The organism is Streptomyces xylophagus, assembly GCF_000716435.1.
Taxonomy (GTDB): domain Bacteria; phylum Actinomycetota; class Actinomycetes; order Streptomycetales; family Streptomycetaceae; genus Streptomyces; species Streptomyces xylophagus.
The window spans coordinates 131,395-148,500 of sequence record NZ_JNWO01000003.1 but is presented as its reverse complement, the minus strand read 5'-3'; the positions used below and the strand labels follow the sequence as shown (position 1 = coordinate 148,500).

The window sequence follows — 17,106 nt, the reverse complement described above, 5'->3', positions numbered from 1 at the left end:
CGGCGGATGAAACCGGTTGGGCTCGCCCGGCGGATCATGGCGCGGACGCGGGGCCCGGCGCGCGCCTGCGCGGTGGTGTCGTCGGGTGCCGACTCCGCGTCGACTCCCTCCTCCATCCCGCAGCCGCACGCGCCGGACCCCGCTCACCGGTCCTGGTCAGTCGCCGCCGACACTCAACGACCCGATCCGCCGGGCAGGCCCTCGTCGCCGCCCGGTCTCACCCGCAACGCGATTGCCGTCGCCCGCTCAGCGGCGCGCCCTCGTCCGGTCCAGCGCGGCGATGCCGACGCCGGCCAGCCCGATCTGGATGAGCCACTCGATCCAGTCGATCCCCTTGGTGTCGGCGACCCCAAGGCCGGAGGCGATCGCCGCGCCGATCAGCGCGGCCACGATGCCGACCACGATCGTCAGCAGAATGCCGATGTGCTGGCGACCCGGTACGACGAGCCGTCCCAACACGCCAATGATGATGCCAATGATGATGGCACTGATGATGCCCGAGATCTCCATCTCCGCCCCTCTTTGTCGATTTCCCTGCTCTCTTCATGTGCCCGCTGGACGCCAAGCCAGTCCGCCCGTGTTTTGGTGCCTGTTATTGCCGGGACTTTCTTTTCACCACCCCTTCATGCCATGTACCTTTCAATCGTTCAACGCGTGTAGAACTCCCCCACTACCGTTCTACGCGCGCAGATTTGGCGCCCGCACCGCACCCTTCCTCACCCCCTCACGGAGGTTCGCCGGATGCTTGGATCAAGAAGATCCCGCCGCAGACTCACCACCGCCCTCGCCGGCCTGGGGCTTTTCGTCACGGGAGCCGCCCTCCAGGTCACCACTACGGCCACACCCGCACACGCGGCCACCACTCACCGCATCCTGTTCGACGACGGCCATGCCGAGGAGGCGGGCAACGCGGACTGGATCATCTCCACCAGCAAGCCCGACCCGTTGGCCCAGGACTCCTCCCCGTCGTCGGAGACGGACTGGACCGGCGCGCTCTCCTCGTGGGGCGTCGCCCTGCAGCAGACGGGCGACTACAGCCTGAAGACCGCCACGAGCGCGCTCACGTACGGTGGTTCGTCGACGACCGACCTGTCGAACTTCGACACGCTGGTCCTCCCCGAGCCCAACACGCTGTTCACGACCGCCGAGAAGACCGCGATCATGACGTTCGTCCAGAACGGCGGCGGCCTGTTCATGATCTCCGACCACACCGGCGCCGACCGCAACAGCGACGGCGAGGACGCGGTCGAGATCCTCAACGACCTGATGACGAACAACAGCGTCGACTCGACCGACCCGTTCGGGTTCTCCATCGACACCCTCGACATCAGCTCCGGCTATCCCGCCGCGATCAGCGACAGCAGCAACACGGTCCTGAACGGCGCCTTCGGCACGGTCACCAAGAGCCTCATCGCCGACGGCACGACGGCCACGCTGAAGCCCGCCGACAACTCGTCCGTCGAGGGCCTCGTGTACCGCAGCGGTTACTCCGGCAACACCGGCGCGTTCTTCGCGACCAGCACCTTCGGCAGCGGCCGCGTCGCCTTCTGGGGCGACAGCTCGCCCATCGACGACGGCACCGGCCAGTCCGGCAACACGCTCTACGACGGCTGGAACGACACCGGCGCCACCAACGCCGCCCTCGCCCTCAACGCCACCGCGTGGCTGGCCGGCGACGGCACCAGCGGCGGTGGCGGAGGAGGCGGCGGCACCTGCACCGCCGCCCAACTGCTGGGCAACCCGGGCTTCGAGTCCGGCAACACCACCTGGACGGCCACCAGCGGCGTCATCACGAGCTCCTCCAGCGAGGCCGCCCGCACCGGCTCCTACAAGGCCTGGCTCGACGGTTACGGATCGGCCCACACCGACACCTTGTCCCAGTCGGTGACCATCCCGTCCGGCTGCTCCGCCACCCTCAGCTTCTATCTGCACGTGGACACCGCGGAGACCACCACCAGTACCGCCTACGACAAACTGACGGTCACCGCCGGATCCACCACCCTGGCCACGTACTCCAACCTGAACGCGGCCTCCGGATACGTCCTGAAGTCCTTCGACGTCTCCTCCCTGGCCGGCACCACCGCCACCATCAAGTTCAGCGGCGTCGAAGGGTCCACCCTCCAGACGTCCTTCGTCATCGACGACACCGCGCTCAACGTCAGCTGATGACGACCGGTGGGGCCCGGCGGCGGCCGGGCCCCACCGGTTCTCAGGTGTTCACGCCGCCGGGACCGTCCGTTCAGGCGTGTTCCAGCCGGAGACCCGCACCCGTGGCGCCGACCCGTGCAGCTCGGACGTCCGGTAGGTCACCGTCAGGGTCTTCGACTCCCCGGGCCACAGGCTGACTTCATTGTCGGACCACTGCACCGGCAGCACCGGCCTGCCCGCCGAGTCCACGAGATGGACGTCCGTGAGAAGTGAAGGGACCTGTCCCTTCCCCGAGTTGCGTACCGTGACCGTCGTGGTCGACGTGCCGCTCGCCCCCACCGAGGTCGACGCCGTCGCCGAAACCGGCACCTGCGCCATCGAGTTGAGCCCCTTCAGATCGGCGTAGCTCGTCGTCGGCGTGTAGTACCAGTCCGTGTGCGCCCAGTCGAGCGTGTCGGGCTCGGCGGAGAGCCAGTACACGTTCCGGCTCACCTCCTTGCCGGACGCGTCGGTCAGCGTCAGCCGCACCAGGTACGTCGTCGACAGCCCGGGCACCGAGGAGGGCAGGGTGAGCGCGGTGCTGTGCGCGCCGCCGCCGGAGACCTTCACCCCCTTGACCGTCCTGTCGTATTTCTGCGTGCCGTCGGTGTTGAACAGCGCGGCCCGCGCGGTGAGTCGGGAGGCGGACGCGTTCCGGTTGTTCACCACGACGACCGAGCGGTTGTCGTACGAGTACTGGATGTGCAGCGGTTCGTTCGCCTTCTTCGCGCCGAAGTAGGCGCCGCCCTGGTCGAGGTAACGGTCCATCAACTGCCAGTGCAGCGAGGTCCATCCGCTGTTGAACATCCAGTAGACGACCCCGGTCGCCGGCTTCGAGGCGTCGGTGGCGTTGCGCTCGTACGCCTCGAACTGGGCCCGCACGTTCTCGTACTGGGCGAGCTGGGCCTTGCGGACGTAGTCGGTGAGGCTCGTCGGTGGGCCGTAGCGGCCGGTGAGGGCGTTGTCGTAGAGCTTGAGGGTGTTGAAGACCGGCGACGGGGAGCGGTGGTACTGCTTGGCGCTCGGGTTCTTCCAGAGGGTGGCGAGTTCGGCGGGGGTCATCATGCGGCGCAGGGTGTCGAGGGTGGGGATGTCGGGGCCCGCGCTGGTCTCGGAGTTGAAGCCGGTGGCGCCGCCCTCGCGTTTGGCGTACCAGTAGTTCGGCGGGATCCAGTCGTACGGGCCGGTCATCTTCATGCCCGAACTGCCGCTGATCAGGGATGAGTTGTCCGATGCGGCCGCGACCACCGGGGTTCCCCAGTCGGCGGCCTTCAAGGCGTCCAGGTAGGTCTTCTCGATCTTCGCGTCGGGCGCGAAGTCGCTGCCGATGAGGAAGGAGATCACGCTCGGGTGGTCGCGCAGCCGGGCGGCCTCGGCGGCCATCGACGCCTTGGCGACCGGGTAGTCGGCGGCGGTCCATTTGTCGCCGGTCTCGTCCCCGTTGACCTGGCCCTCCCACTTGTCGCAGCACTCCCAGCCGGGGAGGGTGAGGATGCCGTAGCGGTCGGCCAGGTCGAAGAACTCGTCCGGCTCGATGTGCCCTTCCAGGCGGATGGTGTTCAGGCCGAGGTCGAGGGCGTACTTCAGGCGGTCCTCGACGTATGTCCGGTCCCAGCGCAGGAACTCGTCCGGCGACCAACCGCCGCCCTTGATCAGCAACTTGCGGCCGTTGACGAGGTACTGGCGGTCGCCGGCGGAGTTCAGCGGGGCCCGCACGTCCCGGATGCCGAAGGTCTCGTGCGCGGTGTCGGAGACGGTGCCCGCCACGGAGGCGGTGAGATCGAGGCCGTAGAGCGGCTGGCCGCCCATGCCCGCCGGCCACCAGACCTTGGGGGAGTTCAGGTGGAGGCCGAAGGTGACGGTCTTCGTCTCGTGGGCGGCGAGGGAGACGGTCTTCTCGAAGGCCGTGCTCCCGATGCTGCCCCTGACCTCTGCCGTGACGGGCGTGTTCGAGTCGTTGCGCGCCGACGCCTTCACCGTCAGGTCCGCCGTGGCAAGCGACGGCACGGCCAGCTTCGTCACCACATGTGCGTCGCGCAGCGCGACCGGGCCGCCGCGCCGGACGAGGACGTCACGGACGATGCCCATGTTCTGGTCGGGCGGCGGCTGGAGCCAGTCGATCCAGCCCATGGTGAGGTTCTTGTTCGGGTCGTTCGGCTGGATGCGGAAGGCGACCGTGTTGGTGCCGGCGCGGACGAGCGAGGTGACGTCCAACTCGTGCTGTGTATAGGCGCCGATGACGTCCTTGGCCCTGGCGATCTGCTTGCCGTTGACGTAGACGTCGGCCGCCGAGATCACCCCGCTGAAGTCGAGGTAGGTGCGTTGCGTGCGGTCGGCGACCGTGAAGTCGCTGCGGTACCACCACGGCACCTGGAAGTCGGCCTTCGGGATCTTCTGCTGGTTGGTGGAGTAGAAGGGGTCCCGGTAGATGCCGTCGGCGATCAGGGCGGCGAGGACCGTCGAGCGCGCGCCCGCTGGGTACCAGCCGGTCGGCCGATAGCCGGGGGAGGAGACGGCCGCGGCGGAATCGGTGACCTTGGCGGACGACTGGATCGCGTAGCCGGACAGGGGGGTGGCAGAACCGGCCGTCGAGCGAACGGCGGTCACCGGGGCCTGCGTGCGCGGCTGCGGGGAAGGCTCCCGGGCTCCCGCCCAGGCGCTGGTGGTGAGGGTGCCCAGCAGGCCGAGGGCGATCGCGGCCGTGGCGAGACGGCCCCTGAGGAGGGGGTGGACGGCGGGGCGGTGGAACACGGGGACTCCAGCCTCGTCAAGTTAGGAAACTTTACTAACTGCGACAGAAGGTAGGCCGGAGGATGGGGTGTGTCAATCACCGTTGCGCGTGGGCGAGTTGCTCAGGACGCTGAGTGGCGCTCGAACACCAGCTCCCGCGCGGTGCCGAGGGCGGTGGCCACGGCGCCCAGGAGCACCGCGTCCTCGCCGAGCGCGCTGGGCACGATCTTCGGCCGGAGCGGAGTGAGCGCGCGCAGGTTCTCCCGTACCGGACGCAGCAGCAGATCCACGCTGTGTCCGACGCCGCCGCCCAGGACGACCAGGTCCGGATCGAGCACGGCCGCGGCAGCCGCCACCGTGTACGCGATCCGCTCACCTTCCAGCTCAACCGCCTTGACGGCGGCGGCGTTTCCCTGCCGGGCCGCGTCGAACACGGCCTTCGCGGTGAGCTGCTGTCCGCTCATGCCGAACATGCGGGCCGCCTCGACGACGGCCACCCCGGAGACGGCGTCCTCCAGCGTCTCCGGCTTCTGCCGCCCCGGCCACGGCAGGAACCCGATCTCGCCGGCCCCGCCGTGCGCCCCCGTGAACAGCCGCCCCTCGCTGACCACGCCCATGCCGAGACCGGTGCCGATCATGATGTACGCGAACAGCCGGCTGCCCGCGCCGACGCCGTACGTGTACTCGCCCAGCGCCGCGAGATTGGCGTCGTTGTGCACCTCCAGCGGGATGCCCAGCTCCTCCCGCATGCGGTCGAACAGCCCGGCCCGGCCCCACCCCGGCAGATGCATCGCGTACCGCACCCGCCGCCGCTGCTCGTCGTACACACCCGGAGTGCCCACCACGGCATGCACCACAGCGGCCGGTTCGACCTCGGAGTTGGCGACGACCTGGTGTGCGGTGGCGACCACCAGCTCGGCCATGGCGCCCGAACTCCGGGCCCGGTTGCGGACGTCCGCCCGGGCCACCACCTCGCCGTCCAGATTGGCCACCGCGACCCGCAGCCAACTGCGTCCGACGTCGATCCCGAGCGCGTACCCGGCGGCCGGATCGGGTGCGTAGAGCACGGCGGTCCGGCCGCGCTCGGGGGCCTGTGTCCCGACCTCGTGGACCAGTCCCGCCTCCTCCAGGGCGGCGAGCGCGCTGGAGACCGTCGGCTTCGACAGGCCGGTCTCGCGGGCGAGTTGGGCGCGCGAGGCGGCGCCGGCGGTGCGCAGCCGGTCGAGCAGCAGCCGCTCGTTGACGCTGCGCAGCCGCTGCCGGCTCCAGGGCTGTTCCGGCTGCTCTGCGACGTCGTTGGCGGGCATCGCATCATTCTCACGCATCGGGGACACCCTCTTGACGAGTCTAGTAAGGCTCCTTAACTTTATCGCCCAGTCAGCCACCGGATACCGGCCCGCACGCCGCACCCCCTCTTCCCCGGAGCAACGCACCCCTCAGGAGCCCCCATGTCCGGTAGTCCGCCCCCAGACGGCGGCTTCGTCCGCCGCGTCGGTCTCTTCCAGGCCACCGCCATCAACATGAGCCAGATGTGCGGCATCGGGCCGTTCGTGACGATCCCGCTGATGGTCGCCGCGTTCGGCGGCCCGCAGGCGGTGATCGGGTTCGTCGCGGGCGCGATCCTCGCGCTCGCCGACGGGCTCGTGTGGGCCGAGCTGGGCGCCGCGATGCCCGGTTCCGGCGGCAGCTACGTCTATCTCCGCCAGGCCTTCCAGTACCGCACGGGCCGGCTGATGCCGTTCCTGTTCGTCTGGACGGCGATGCTCTTCATCCCGCTGATCATGTCGACCGGCGTGGTCGGCTTCGTGCAGTATCTCGGCTATCTGGCACCGGACTTGGGCAAGACATCCGGCGATCTCATCGGCCTCGGCGTCATCGCCATAGTGATCCTGCTGCTGTGGCGCGGCATCGAGAACATCGCGCGGATCACCGCCGTGATGTGGGCGGTGATGATCGCGGCGGTGTTCCTGGTCATCGTGGCCGCCGCCACCCACTTCAGCGCCGACCTCGCCTTCACCTACCCGGCACACGCCTTCGACCTGGGCAGCGACCACTTCTGGCTCGGCTTCGCCGGCGGCCTGACGATCGGCATCTACGACTACCTCGGCTACAACACCACCGCCTACATGGGCGCCGAGATCAAGGACCCCGGCCGTACGTTGCCGCGCTCCATCCTCTTCTCCATCGTCGGCATCATGGCGATCTACCTCATGCTCCAGATCGGCACCCTCGGCGTCATCGACTGGCACCGGATGACCCACGTGAACGACATCGCGTCCACCTCGGTGGCCTCGGCGGTCCTGGAGAAGACCTGGGGCAAGGGTGCCGCCGACACGGTCACCGTCCTGATCCTGATCACGGCCTTCGCCTCGGTCTTCACCGGCCTCCTCGGCGGCTCCCGGGTCCCCTACGACGCGGCCCGCGAACGCGTCTTCTTCCGCCCCTACGCCAAGCTCCACCCCAAGCACCGCTTCCCGATGCTCGGCCTGGCCACCATGGGCGTGATCACGGCGATCGGCTTCCTGATCGGCCGCCACACCGACCTCGCGACCCTGATCCAACTCCTGACCACGGTCATGGTCATCGTCCAGGCACTGGCCCAGATCATCGCCCTGACAGTCCTGCGCAAACGCCAGCCGACCCTGCGCCGCCCCTACCGGATGTGGCTCTACCCCGTGCCGAGCATCGTCGCCTTCGTCGGCTGGTGCGTGATCTACGGCTACGCCGACAAGAACTCCCCGGGCCGCCACCCCATCGAGTGGTCCCTGGCCTGGCTCGCCCTGGGCCTCGTCGCGTTCGTGGTCTGGGCCCGCCTGGAGAAGGTGTGGCCGTTCGGCCCCAGGGAGATCACGGAGGAGTACCTCACGGAGACGGTCCCGGAACCCGCCGGTGCCTAACGGCAGTTGACCCACCCCGTCGCGGCGAGCACCTCACCCGCGATGTCGACGACAGAGCGCCCGTCGGTCACCACCCGCACGGTGTCCACGGGCGCCCACTCGTCCAACAGGCGTGCTTTGCGAGCGCTGTTGGCCAACTCCTTTCCCAACTCGCTCCCGATCTCACGCCCGTTGAGCCGTGCCGCCGCGGTCTCGTCGGAGGCGGTCAGCAGCACCCGTACGATCCGCACGTCCGCACCCATCGCACGGCGGAACTGCCCCGACGCCTCCCCGAGCACGCTCACCGTGTTCGTGTACACGAGCCGCCGATATCCCAGCGCGGCGTAATTCCCCCACACCGCGGTCAAGTTGGCCTCGCCGATCGCCGTCCGGTGCGGATCGCCGTCCGGCGCCGGATGCACCTGCCCCATGAAGTCCCCCTCGATCACGGCATGGGCGACCCCCGCCGCGCGCAGCCGCGCCGACACCTCCCAGCCCACGGTCGTCTTCCCGACCCCGGCGCGTCCCCCGATGAGCAGTGCCTCCGCGTGATCCACACGAGCAGCGTGCCAAGCGATACTCGTGCGGTCGAACGATTTCGGGGAGGCGGGCCAGGTGCAGGAGTCGGTGCTCGGCGGAGGGGCGATCAACCAGGTCGTGCGAGTCGGGGAGACCGTACGCCGTACGCCCTCGGAACGGTCGCAGTACGTCACCGCGGTGCTCGCCCTGTTCGCGCGGCACGGGTGGGCCGGAGCGCCGCGTTTCCTCGGCACGGACGAGCGAGGGCGGGAGGTGTTCCGGTACATCGACGGCCAGGCCGCCGTCAGCCCCGAGGAGCGGTCCGCCGCCTGCACCGACGCCGGCCTTGTGCGCGTCGCGCGCCTCGTCCGCGCCTTCCACGACCTGACGCACGGCACGCCGGAGGCCGGTGACCAGGACGTCGTATGCCACAACGACCTGGCCCCCAAGAACACCGTCTACGCCGTCCACGGCACCGCGTGGCGCCCGCTGGCCTTCGTCGACTGGGACCTTGCCGCCCCCGGCGAGCGTGTCCACGATCTCGCCCATGTCTGCTGGCAGTACCTGGACCTCGGCCCGGGCATCACCCACGTAGCCGATACCGCCCGCCGGATCGCCCTGATCTGCGAGGCGTACGGGCTCGACGACAGGGGCCGGCTGCTCGACACGGTCCTGTGGTGGCAGGACCGATGTTGGCGAGGCATCGAGACCGGCGCCGAGCGCGGCGAACGGGCCATGCTCGGCCTGCGGGCGGCCGGAGTCGTAGACCAGGTGCGGGACGCATACGTCTGGGTGGCCGCACACCGCCGTGAACTGGGCGCTTTCCTGGGCTGAGGCGAACACTCACCAAGTCGCTCGATAGGCACACCTTGACATGCAGGTAATTGCCTGCATAACTTTGGGTGTGCGATCAGAACACGACTCAGGGATGGACAAGGTCTTCAAGGCACTGGCCGACGAGACCCGCAGACAGCTGCTGGACCGGCTGCACGAGCACAACGGGCAGACGCTCGGCGAGCTGTGCCGGCGCATCGACATGGCCCGTCAGTCGGTGACCCAGCATCTGACCGTCCTGGAGGCCGCCAACCTGGTCAGCACGGTGCGGCGCGGGCGGGAGAAGCTGCACTACCTCAATCCGGTCCCGCTGCACGAGATACAGGAGCGCTGGATCGACAAGTTCGAGCGCCCGCGACTGCGCGCGCTCGGGGCCCTGAAGCGACGAGCCGAGGAAGCCATGACCGACAAGCCGACATTCGTCTACGTCACCTACATCGCGAGCACGCCCGAAAAGGTCTGGGACGCACTCACCGACGCCGACCTGACCGCCGCCTACTGGGGCCACAGCAACGTGTCCGACTGGCAGCAGGGCTCCCGTTGGGAACACCGGCGCACGGACGGTTCCGGCATCGCCGACGTCGTCGGCACCGTGGTCGAGAGCGAGCGCCCCACCCGCCTGGTGACCACCTGGACCTCGCCGGAGAACGAGGGGCAGGAGGACAAGCACTCCCGCGTCACCTACGACATCCGGCGGCACGAGGACATCGTGCGCCTCACCGTCACGCACGAGGACCTCGCCGACGAGGGCGAGTTGTCCGACGTGTCCGGCGGCTGGCCGGCGGTGCTGTCCAACCTGAAGTCCCTGCTGGAGACGGGGAGCACGCTCCCGCAGTCACCGTGGTCGGTACCGGCCCGCTGAGCGGTCGTAGGCACGCAACGCATCGGGTCCGGTCCGTGGTGCGCGGACCGGACCCGACGTGCCTTCCTTCCGGGGAGCCCTTATGGCTTGGGGGTGCTCTTCGCCGCCGTACCGGCGCACACCAGGCCCAGGACCACGGCCAGACCGCCGATGATGACGTTGTTCAGGATGACGCCCTTGTCGGGGCTGCTGCCGACGATCCACGGCGAGACGATCATCCAGACACCCAGGGCGCTCATCGCCCAGCTGAGGCCGTACATGCGCTCCGGTGCCCTGGTGAACCCGAGGGCCAGCAGGCCGATCGCGATGCCGACGATCAGGTTGTGCGGCACGAGCGCGGGCTGGCTCGTCGTGTAGTGGAGTATCCACGGGGATACGGCGCAGTACAGACCGAGCAGGAACACCGGTCCGTCCACGAGCGCCACATCGCGTCCACCGAGCATGCGGGCGTAGCGCGCCTGCATTTCGGAGACATCAGGGTGGCTCGCTATGTCACCTCTGGTGTGCGAGACGTTGGCCATGACTCGTCTCCTTTGAGTTGCTGGCCCGACCGCGTCTGGTGCGGTGTGCGGTAAGAGCCGCTTACTCCCATTCTGCTCTTATTTCTCCTTTATGTGTAGTGGTCAGGCTGTTCGTCGTCCGCGAGGCGGCGGCGCAACTGGTGGAGGCCGCGTCGCGCGTGGCTCTTGACCGTGCCGAGCGGCCAGCCGGTGCGGCGCGCGATCTGGGTCTGGGTGAGGTCCTCGTAGAAGGTCAGCCGGAGCACCCGCTGCTGGGGCGCCGGCAGCCGGGCCAGCTCGTGCAGCACGAGCACGCGGTCGAGGGCCGCCTCGGGCCTGCGGGCACCGGGATCGACGAGGGCCAGGGACGAACCGGCGGCGGTCACGAGACGGAGTCGACGGCTGCGGGCGGACAGCGCGTCGGCGATCCTGCGCCGGGTGATGCCGACGATCCAGCCGCCCATCGTGCCGCGCTCGGGGCGGAAACCCCGCCGCCCGCGCCACACACCGAGGAACACCTGCTGCGTCACGTCCTCCGCCTCCTTGACGTCCCCGAGCGAACGCCACGCCAGCGTGTGCACCAGGGCCGACCAGCGGTGATACGCGGCGGCCAAGCAGCCCTCGTCGCCTGCCACCAGCCCCCTCGCCAGCTCCTCGTCGGTGAGCGACACCGCCGCCGGGCTCGGCCGGGCGACGCGGTGCTGCGGGCTCATGACGACGGCTCCTCACGTCGGAGGGATGGAGATCACGGCCGGGGCATGCCCCGGTGCGGCCATCGTGCGAGCCAGGGATCAAGGTCCTCAACTTGCGTCGATTGTGCGTCGTACAGTCACTGGGTGAGCGAATTGCCCGACGAGAAAGTCACGGCCATCGCGTCCGCGGCCGAAGTGCCCCTGACGACCGGTGCGTTGGCCCGTCGGCTGGGCGTGGCGCCGACCACGCTGCGGTCCTGGGAGCGGCGCTACGGCATCGGGCCCGCGACCCGCGCCGAGGGACGGCACCGGCGCTGGACCCCGCGGGACGTGGCGCTGCTGGAGGCGATGTGCCGGCTGACCTCGTCGGGAGTGCCGCCCGCCGAGGCGGCGAGGGTGGCGAAGGGGGCCGCCGATGCGCACCCGGAGCGCATGCCCGAACGGTCCCGGACGTCGCGGGCCCCCGGCGCGCTGCCCCTCGGGGACGTGCGCCAGGAGTGCCGCGGCCTGGCACGCGCCGCCGTACGGCTCGACGCACCGGCCGTCGAGCGTCAACTGACCGATGCCGTCGGCCAGTACGGCATCGTCGACGCCTGGCAGGAGGTGATGGTGCCGACCCTGCACGCGGTGGGGCGCAAGTGGGCGTCGTCCGGGGACCGTTACGTCGAGGTCGAGCACCTGCTGTCCTGGCACGTCTCCACCGCCCTGCGCCGACGCACCCCGCTTCCCGGGCGACCGGCGGACACCTCGCCCGCCGGGCCCGTCGTCCTGGCCTGCGTGCCCGGTGAACAGCACACCCTGCCGATCGAGGCACTCAACGCCGCGCTCACCGAACTCGGCCTGCCTACAAGGATGTTCGGCGCCGCCGTACCCGCGGAGGCACTCGGCGCGGCGGTGCGGCGGCTGGGCCCGGCGGCCGTCGTCCTGTGGGCGCAAGCGCGTTCCACGGCGAGCCCGTCGCTGGCCCGGCATCTCGCCGACATCCGCTGGGGAGTGAAGGGAGCCCGGCGACAGCCCTCGATGGTGCTGGCCGGACCCGGCTGGTCCGGCGCGCCGGTGCGGGGAGCGGTGCGGCCGGTGACCCTCAAGGACGCCGTGGACTTTGCCGCCGGGATGTACGGGGAACGGCACTGACAGGGGACCTCAGTCACCTGCCCGTCCTCGCCGGAAACGCGCCAGTCCGTCGGCGAGTTCGACGATCGGATCCGGATAGTCGCCGAGCGCCGCGCGGTCGAATCCCCTGAGCTTCCACGGCTCATGCACCAACGGGCCGTCCAGCCCGGCGAGTTCGGGCACCCACCGCCGGACGTACGTGCCGTCGGGGTCATGCCGCTTGGCCTGCGTGACCGGGTTGAGGACCCGGTTGGGACGCGAGTCCGTGCCGGTGCCCGCCATCCACTGCCAGTTGAGCTGGTTGTTCGCCACATCGCCGTCGACCAGCAGGCCCAGGAAGTGTTGGGCGCCGACCCGCCAGTCGACGTAGAGCGTCTTGGTGAGGAAGCTTGCCGTCAGCAGTCGTCCCCGGTTGTGCATCCAGCCCTCGTGGCGCAGTTGGCGCATCGCCGCGTCGATCAGCGGATAGCCGGTAAGGCCCTCCTTCCAGGCCGCGATGTCCTCACGGGCCGTGCGTCCGGACCGCCAACGGTCGTGTTTCGTACGGTAGTCGGAGCCGGCGGCAGCGGGCCTGGCCGCCAGGACCTGGCGGTGGAAGTCACGCCACGCGAGCTGCCGTACGAACGCCTCGGCGCCCGGTCCGTCCAACTGCCGTGCCCGGTGGACCAGTTCCACGGGGGCGAGGGTGCCGAAGTGGAGGTGGGGTGAGAGGTGGGAAGTGGCGTCCGCGGCCAGGTCGTCGTGGACGTCCTCGTACGCGGCGATGCCGCTGCGTAGCCACCGGCTCAGCAGCCTGCGGCCCTCCGCCTCCCCGCCGGTCGCCAGGCCCGGTGACAGCCCCGCGACAGCGGCACGGGAGGGCAACTCCTCGGAGCCGACACCGTCCGGGACCCGCACGCCGCGCGGCGCGGCGAGCGGGGCGCGCAGCCGCATCCCGGACCACTGGCGGAAGTACGGGGTGAAGACGGCGAAGTGGTCCGAGGAGGCCGGTGTCACCGCGCCGGGGGCGACGGCCGTGGTCACGGTGTCGTGGACGTGCAGCCGTCGCCCCTCCGCCTCCAGCGCCCGCCGCAGCCGCTGCTCGCGCCGCTGCGCGTAACCACTGGCGTCGGCCGCCATGTGCACCTCGTCGGCGTCGGTCTCGGCGGCCACCTTGCACACCTCGTCGACGACGTCACCGGAGCGGACGACGAGACGACCACCCCGTTCGCGCAGACCGGCGTCGAGGTCGCGCAGACAGTCGGCGAGGAACGCCAGCCGGTTGGGCGCGGCGAACCCGGTGTCCGCCAGGCCCCGGTCCCGGACGAACAGGGGGACCGCCTCGCGGGCCTCGGCGGCGGCCCGCAGCGCGGGGTGGTCGTGCAGGCGCAGGTCGGAGGTGAACAGGACGACCGAGACGTTCATGGTGCGAACTCCGGGAGACGGGCCAGTGGGTCGTGAGGTGCTTCCGGCTGGGCGCACCCGACGGATGCGGCCGTCACCCGACGGGCGTACGTGCCCCCGGCCACGAGTTGCTTGGCATGTCGGCGACGATCGCGGGCAGTCGAACAGGTACGACGGTCCCTGTGGGCAGTCGAAAAAGGCGGACGCTGGAGGTGTCTTCGGACATGGGCGCGAAGGTGTTGGAGCGGTTCCCGGCAGGAGCCCCGCGCGGATCATGGCCCGCGGAGGAGTTCGCGGCACGGCGCCGCGCCGAGGGTCAGCCCGCCAGGGTCGTCATGGACCTGAAGTCCGACGCGTTCCTCGTGGTGGTTCCGGTCGGCGACGAGGACTGACGGTACGTACGGTCGCGGCTTCAGACGCGCGCCTCGCTCAGCTCCCGCGCCCGTCGTACGAACGCTTCGTGCAGGTCACCGGCCGCCTGCGGTACGGACTCCGCACGGCGGCGGCGCAGCATCAGCAGCACCCGGGCCGTGTCGCCGGCGATCGGCCGGTAGGTGATCGCGCCCAGCCGCTCCAGTGGATCCCCGACCACGCTGAAGTCGGGCAGAACCGTCGCCCCCAGCCCCTCCGCGACCATGAGCTTGCCCATCTCGGCGCCATCGGTCGAATACGCGAAGGCCGGGCCACGACCATCGAGCAGCCGGTGGACATAGCGGTGCATCACATAGCCGGAACGCATACCGATCAGAGGCTCGGTGAGGAGGTCGTCCACACTGACCGTCGGCCGGGACGCCAGCGGGCTGTCCGGACGGACACACACCACCGGCAGCCCGGACAGCAGCTCGGTCGACTCGAAGTCGGCCGGCATGTCGTCGCCGTCCAGGTGATTGACCAGCCCGAGATCGAACCCGCCCTCCGACAGCGCCCGGTGGATGTCCGTCTGCTGCGCGCCGACCACCTCGACCTGGGTCAGCGGATGCGAGGCACGGAAGTCCCGTACGACCGGAAGCAGCAGCGGCACGGTCGCCGCGTTGACCGTGCCCACCCGCACCATGCGACTGATCCGGTGCTGCTCACCGGCCGCCGCCCGCAGCCGGTCCACCGCGTCCAGCACATCGACGATCTTCGGCAGCAGCTCCCGGCCCTCCGCGCTCATCGTCGCGCCGGACCGTTTGCGCTCCAGGAGGTCGACGCCGAGTTCGCGTTCGAGGTTCCGTACGGTCTCGCTCAACGCGGGCTGCGACAGGCGCAGTTCCTCGGCGGCCCGGCGCAGGGAGCCGAGCCGGGTCACTGCCGCTATGTATTCCAGCTGTTCGGTCCGCATGCCCGCAGAATGCGGGGGATTTCCCGGGCCGTTCAAGGGTTTCCCTGTCACACCTTCGTGAAATTCAATGGTCCGGGATACGAGACCGGTCGGGTTTTCCTTGACGGTCCTCGCCGACGGCTGCCACGATCGAAGGCATGAAGATGCGACTGGACCTCACGCGGCGACGCCACGTCGACCTCGCGCGCGTCTCCAGCGCCTCCTGTTGCACCGCGGCCTGATCCCCGTCACCTCCGTCCTGTGACCCGCCGCTTCCTTTTCCCTCCCGCCTGACATTCGCCGGATATCGCCCGGCCGGATTCGGCGTGCCCGGAAACATATTCCGCAACAGGAGTTCCGCATGCCCGCAGCGCCCGTGAAATTCGCCTACTGGGTCCCCAACGTCAGCGGAGGACTCGTCACCAGCAGGATCGAGCAACGCACCGACTGGAGCTACGAGTACAACCGCGAGCTCGCCGTCCTCGCCGAGAACAACGGCTTCGAGTACGCGCTCAGCCAGGTCCGCTACATGGCCAGCTACGGCGCCGAGTTCCAGCACGAGTCGACCAGCTTCAGCCTCGCCCTCCTCCTCGCCACCCAGCGCCTCAAGGTCATCGCCGCCGTCCACCCCGGCCTGTGGCACCCCGGTGTCCTCGCCAAACTCGGCGCCACCGCCGACCACTTGTCGAACGGCCGCTTCGCAGTCAACGTCGTGTCCGGCTGGTTCAAGGGCGAGTTCACCGCGCTCGGCGAGCCCTGGCTGGAGCACGACGAGCGCTACCGCCGCTCCGAGGAGTTCATCCAGGCCCTGCGCCAGATCTGGACCGAGGACCACACCGAACTCGCCGGTGACTTCTACCGGTTGCGCGACTTCTCCCTCAAGCCCAAGCCTCTCAATACCCCCGAACGACCGCACCCCGAGATCTTCCAGGGCGGCAACTCCACCGCCGCCCGAGCCATGGCCGGCCGGGTCTCCGACTGGTACTTCTCCAACGGCAAGGACTTCGACGGCGTCACCGAACAGATCGCCGACGTACGCCACTCGGCCGCCCAAGTCGGCCGTACCGCACCGAAGTTCGGCCTCAACGGCTTCCTCATCGCCCGCGACACCGAGGCCGAGGCCCGCGACACGCTCCGTGAGATCGTCGCCAAGGCGGACCGCGAGGCAGTCGAGGGTTTCGGGGCCGCGGTGAAGCAGGCCGGGCAGTCCTCGGCCGACGGCAAGGGCATGTGGCAGGACTCCACGTTCGAGGACCTCGTGCAGTACAACGACGGCTTCCGTACGGGACTCATCGGCACCCCGGAGCAGATCGCCGAACGGATCGTCGCCTACAAGAAGTTGGGCGTCGACCTTCTCCTGCTCGGCTTCCTGCACTACCACGAGGAGGTGGAGTACTTCGGCAAGCGGGTGCTGCCGCTGGTGCGTGAACTGGAGGCCCAACTCCCGGACGCCGAGCCCGAGTCAGTCTCCGTGCACGCCTGAGCGCCCCCGCAGCAGACCAGAAAGAGGACCCATGGCCACCGTCCTGTCCGTCTCCGGCAGCCCCTCCGTCTCCTCCCGCACCAACCGCCTCCTGCGCCATCTCGACAAGCGGCTGATCGCCCAGGGCCACGAGGTGATCCCGCTCGATGTGCGCACCATCCCCGCCGAGGCCCTGCTCGGCGCGGACTTCCGCCACCCGGCCATCGTCGAGGCGACCGAACTGTTCACCCTCGCCGACGGAGTGGTCGTCGGCACCCCCGTCTACAAGGCCTCCTACTCCGGAGTCCTCAAGGCCCTGCTCGACCTGCTCCCGCAGTACGCCCTCACCGGCAAGACGGTGCTGCCGCTCGCCACCGGTGGGTCCACCGCACATGTGCTCGCGATCGACTACGCCCTCCGCCCGGTGCTGAACTCCATGGGCGCGGCCCACATAGTCCAGGGCTGGTTCACCCTCGACAAGGACATCACCGCGCACGAGGACGGCTCCCTCACCGTCGCCCCGGCCACCACCGAGGCCCTCACCCAGGTGGTGGACCAGTTCTCGGCGGCCCTCGGCCGCACCCCGTTCCTGGCAGCGGCGGGCTGACGACCATGACCGCCCCCGAGCCTGCGCACGCGACCACC

General features: G+C 69.7%; 17 protein-coding genes. 9 read left to right on the top strand and 8 right to left on the bottom strand.

Features of this window, described 5'->3' with window-relative positions; all coding sequences use genetic code 11:
- Positions 1–246: 246 nt before the first annotated feature.
- Positions 247–510, bottom strand: coding sequence for a GlsB/YeaQ/YmgE family stress response membrane protein (locus OO70_RS07675; RefSeq protein WP_043665962.1), 264 nt, complete (start codon positions 508–510; stop codon positions 247–249).
- A gap of 231 nt (positions 511–741) precedes the next feature.
- Between OO70_RS07675 and OO70_RS07670 the strand changes: the two genes are divergently transcribed.
- Entirely contained in the window at positions 742–2,166 is a 1,425-nt protein-coding gene (locus OO70_RS07670) for a hypothetical protein (protein WP_043665959.1), read from the top strand.
- Positions 2,167–2,217: 51 nt separating this feature from the next.
- On the opposite strand, the gene OO70_RS07665 is transcribed toward OO70_RS07670, so the two are convergent.
- Positions 2,218–4,938 carry a glycoside hydrolase family 2 protein gene (locus tag OO70_RS07665; RefSeq protein WP_043665956.1) on the bottom strand — a complete coding sequence of 907 codons (2,721 nt, stop codon included), beginning with the start codon at positions 4,936–4,938 and terminating at the stop codon, positions 2,218–2,220.
- Between the two features lie 101 nt (positions 4,939–5,039).
- Complete coding sequence (locus tag OO70_RS07660) at positions 5,040–6,224, bottom strand: ROK family transcriptional regulator (RefSeq protein WP_043666796.1); 1,185 nt, start codon at positions 6,222–6,224, stop codon at positions 5,040–5,042.
- A 141-nt stretch (positions 6,225–6,365) separates the two neighbouring features.
- Between OO70_RS07660 and OO70_RS07655 the strand changes: the two genes are divergently transcribed.
- Positions 6,366–7,814: an APC family permease gene (locus OO70_RS07655; RefSeq protein ID WP_078651295.1), complete on the top strand. Its 1,449-nt coding sequence runs from the start codon at positions 6,366–6,368 to the stop codon at positions 7,812–7,814.
- Here OO70_RS07655 and OO70_RS07650 read toward each other — a convergent pair.
- Positions 7,811–8,350 (bottom strand): ATP-binding protein, encoded by a 540-nt coding sequence (locus OO70_RS07650; RefSeq protein ID WP_043665953.1) that lies wholly within the window; start codon positions 8,348–8,350, stop codon positions 7,811–7,813. The two genes, OO70_RS07655 and OO70_RS07650, sit on opposite strands and share 4 nt — an antisense overlap.
- Before the next feature lie 25 nt (positions 8,351–8,375).
- On the opposite strand from OO70_RS07650, the gene OO70_RS07645 reads away from it, so the two are divergent.
- Positions 8,376–9,146: a phosphotransferase gene (locus OO70_RS07645; protein WP_078651294.1), complete on the top strand. Its 771-nt coding sequence runs from the start codon at positions 8,376–8,378 to the stop codon at positions 9,144–9,146.
- A gap of 94 nt (positions 9,147–9,240) precedes the next feature.
- Positions 9,241–10,008 carry an ArsR/SmtB family transcription factor gene (locus tag OO70_RS07640; protein ID WP_043665948.1) on the top strand — a complete coding sequence of 256 codons (768 nt, stop codon included), beginning with the start codon at positions 9,241–9,243 and terminating at the stop codon, positions 10,006–10,008.
- A gap of 80 nt (positions 10,009–10,088) precedes the next feature.
- Here the strand turns inward: OO70_RS07640 and OO70_RS07635 are convergent, their stop codons facing one another.
- Both OO70_RS07635 and OO70_RS07630 read right to left on the bottom strand, forming a co-directional pair.
- Positions 10,089–10,529, bottom strand: a complete 441-nt coding sequence (locus tag OO70_RS07635) for an SPW repeat protein (protein ID WP_043665944.1) — start codon at positions 10,527–10,529, stop codon at positions 10,089–10,091.
- An 89-nt stretch (positions 10,530–10,618) separates the two neighbouring features.
- Positions 10,619–11,221, bottom strand: a complete 603-nt coding sequence (locus OO70_RS07630) for a sigma-70 family RNA polymerase sigma factor (protein ID WP_043665941.1) — start codon at positions 11,219–11,221, stop codon at positions 10,619–10,621.
- Between the two features lie 132 nt (positions 11,222–11,353).
- On the opposite strand from OO70_RS07630, the gene OO70_RS07625 reads away from it, so the two are divergent.
- Positions 11,354–12,334 carry a MerR family transcriptional regulator gene (locus tag OO70_RS07625; protein ID WP_407702754.1) on the top strand — a complete coding sequence of 327 codons (981 nt, stop codon included), beginning with the start codon at positions 11,354–11,356 and terminating at the stop codon, positions 12,332–12,334.
- Positions 12,335–12,343: 9 nt separating this feature from the next.
- Here the strand turns inward: OO70_RS07625 and OO70_RS07620 are convergent, their stop codons facing one another.
- Positions 12,344–13,717 carry a cryptochrome/photolyase family protein gene (locus tag OO70_RS07620; RefSeq protein WP_043665938.1) on the bottom strand — a complete coding sequence of 458 codons (1,374 nt, stop codon included), beginning with the start codon at positions 13,715–13,717 and terminating at the stop codon, positions 12,344–12,346.
- A gap of 203 nt (positions 13,718–13,920) precedes the next feature.
- Here OO70_RS07620 and OO70_RS55290 point away from each other — a divergent pair, with 203 nt between their 5' ends.
- Positions 13,921–14,088, top strand: a complete 168-nt coding sequence (locus OO70_RS55290; protein WP_199827269.1) for a hypothetical protein — start codon at positions 13,921–13,923, stop codon at positions 14,086–14,088.
- Between the two features lie 20 nt (positions 14,089–14,108).
- Here OO70_RS55290 and OO70_RS07615 read toward each other — a convergent pair whose 3' ends face one another.
- Entirely contained in the window at positions 14,109–15,020 is a 912-nt protein-coding gene (locus OO70_RS07615; protein WP_043665936.1) for a LysR family transcriptional regulator, read from the bottom strand.
- Positions 15,021–15,157: 137 nt separating this feature from the next.
- Between OO70_RS07615 and OO70_RS56995 the strand changes: the two genes are divergently transcribed.
- The 3 genes from OO70_RS56995 to ssuE all read left to right on the top strand — a co-directional run bounded on the left by OO70_RS56995 (position 15,158) and on the right by ssuE (position 17,068).
- Entirely contained in the window at positions 15,158–15,241 is an 84-nt protein-coding gene (locus OO70_RS56995) for a putative leader peptide (protein ID WP_350966533.1), read from the top strand.
- Between the two features lie 119 nt (positions 15,242–15,360).
- Positions 15,361–16,482, top strand: coding sequence for a dimethylsulfone monooxygenase SfnG (gene sfnG / locus OO70_RS07610; RefSeq protein ID WP_043665934.1), 1,122 nt, complete (start codon positions 15,361–15,363; stop codon positions 16,480–16,482).
- 31 nt (positions 16,483–16,513) lie between these two features.
- Entirely contained in the window at positions 16,514–17,068 is a 555-nt protein-coding gene (ssuE, locus tag OO70_RS07605) for an NADPH-dependent FMN reductase (protein WP_043665933.1), read from the top strand.
- The last annotated feature ends 38 nt before the right edge of the window (positions 17,069–17,106 follow it).

What these genes read in the sequence shown, in the direction of transcription:
- OO70_RS55290 (WP_199827269.1), top strand. Translation starts at nt 13,921, where the DNA reads ATGGGCGCGAAGGTGTTGGAGCGGTTCCCGGCAGGAGCCCCGCGCGGA.
- OO70_RS07635 (WP_043665944.1), bottom strand. Translation starts at nt 10,529, where the DNA reads ATGGCCAACGTCTCGCACACCAGAGGTGACATAGCGAGCCACCCTGAT.
- OO70_RS07640 (WP_043665948.1), top strand. Translation starts at nt 9,241, where the DNA reads ATGGACAAGGTCTTCAAGGCACTGGCCGACGAGACCCGCAGACAGCTG.
- OO70_RS07655 (WP_078651295.1), top strand. Translation starts at nt 6,366, where the DNA reads ATGTCCGGTAGTCCGCCCCCAGACGGCGGCTTCGTCCGCCGCGTCGGT.
- OO70_RS07660 (WP_043666796.1), bottom strand. Translation starts at nt 6,224, where the DNA reads ATGCCCGCCAACGACGTCGCAGAGCAGCCGGAACAGCCCTGGAGCCGG.
- OO70_RS07620 (WP_043665938.1), bottom strand. Translation starts at nt 13,717, where the DNA reads ATGAACGTCTCGGTCGTCCTGTTCACCTCCGACCTGCGCCTGCACGAC.
- OO70_RS07615 (WP_043665936.1), bottom strand. Translation starts at nt 15,020, where the DNA reads ATGCGGACCGAACAGCTGGAATACATAGCGGCAGTGACCCGGCTCGGC.
- OO70_RS07630 (WP_043665941.1), bottom strand. Translation starts at nt 11,221, where the DNA reads ATGAGCCCGCAGCACCGCGTCGCCCGGCCGAGCCCGGCGGCGGTGTCG.
- ssuE (WP_043665933.1), top strand. Translation starts at nt 16,514, where the DNA reads ATGGCCACCGTCCTGTCCGTCTCCGGCAGCCCCTCCGTCTCCTCCCGC.
- OO70_RS07675 (WP_043665962.1), bottom strand. Translation starts at nt 510, where the DNA reads ATGGAGATCTCGGGCATCATCAGTGCCATCATCATTGGCATCATCATT.
- OO70_RS07670 (WP_043665959.1), top strand. Translation starts at nt 742, where the DNA reads ATGCTTGGATCAAGAAGATCCCGCCGCAGACTCACCACCGCCCTCGCC.
- sfnG (WP_043665934.1), top strand. Translation starts at nt 15,361, where the DNA reads ATGCCCGCAGCGCCCGTGAAATTCGCCTACTGGGTCCCCAACGTCAGC.
- OO70_RS56995 (WP_350966533.1), top strand. Translation starts at nt 15,158, where the DNA reads ATGAAGATGCGACTGGACCTCACGCGGCGACGCCACGTCGACCTCGCG.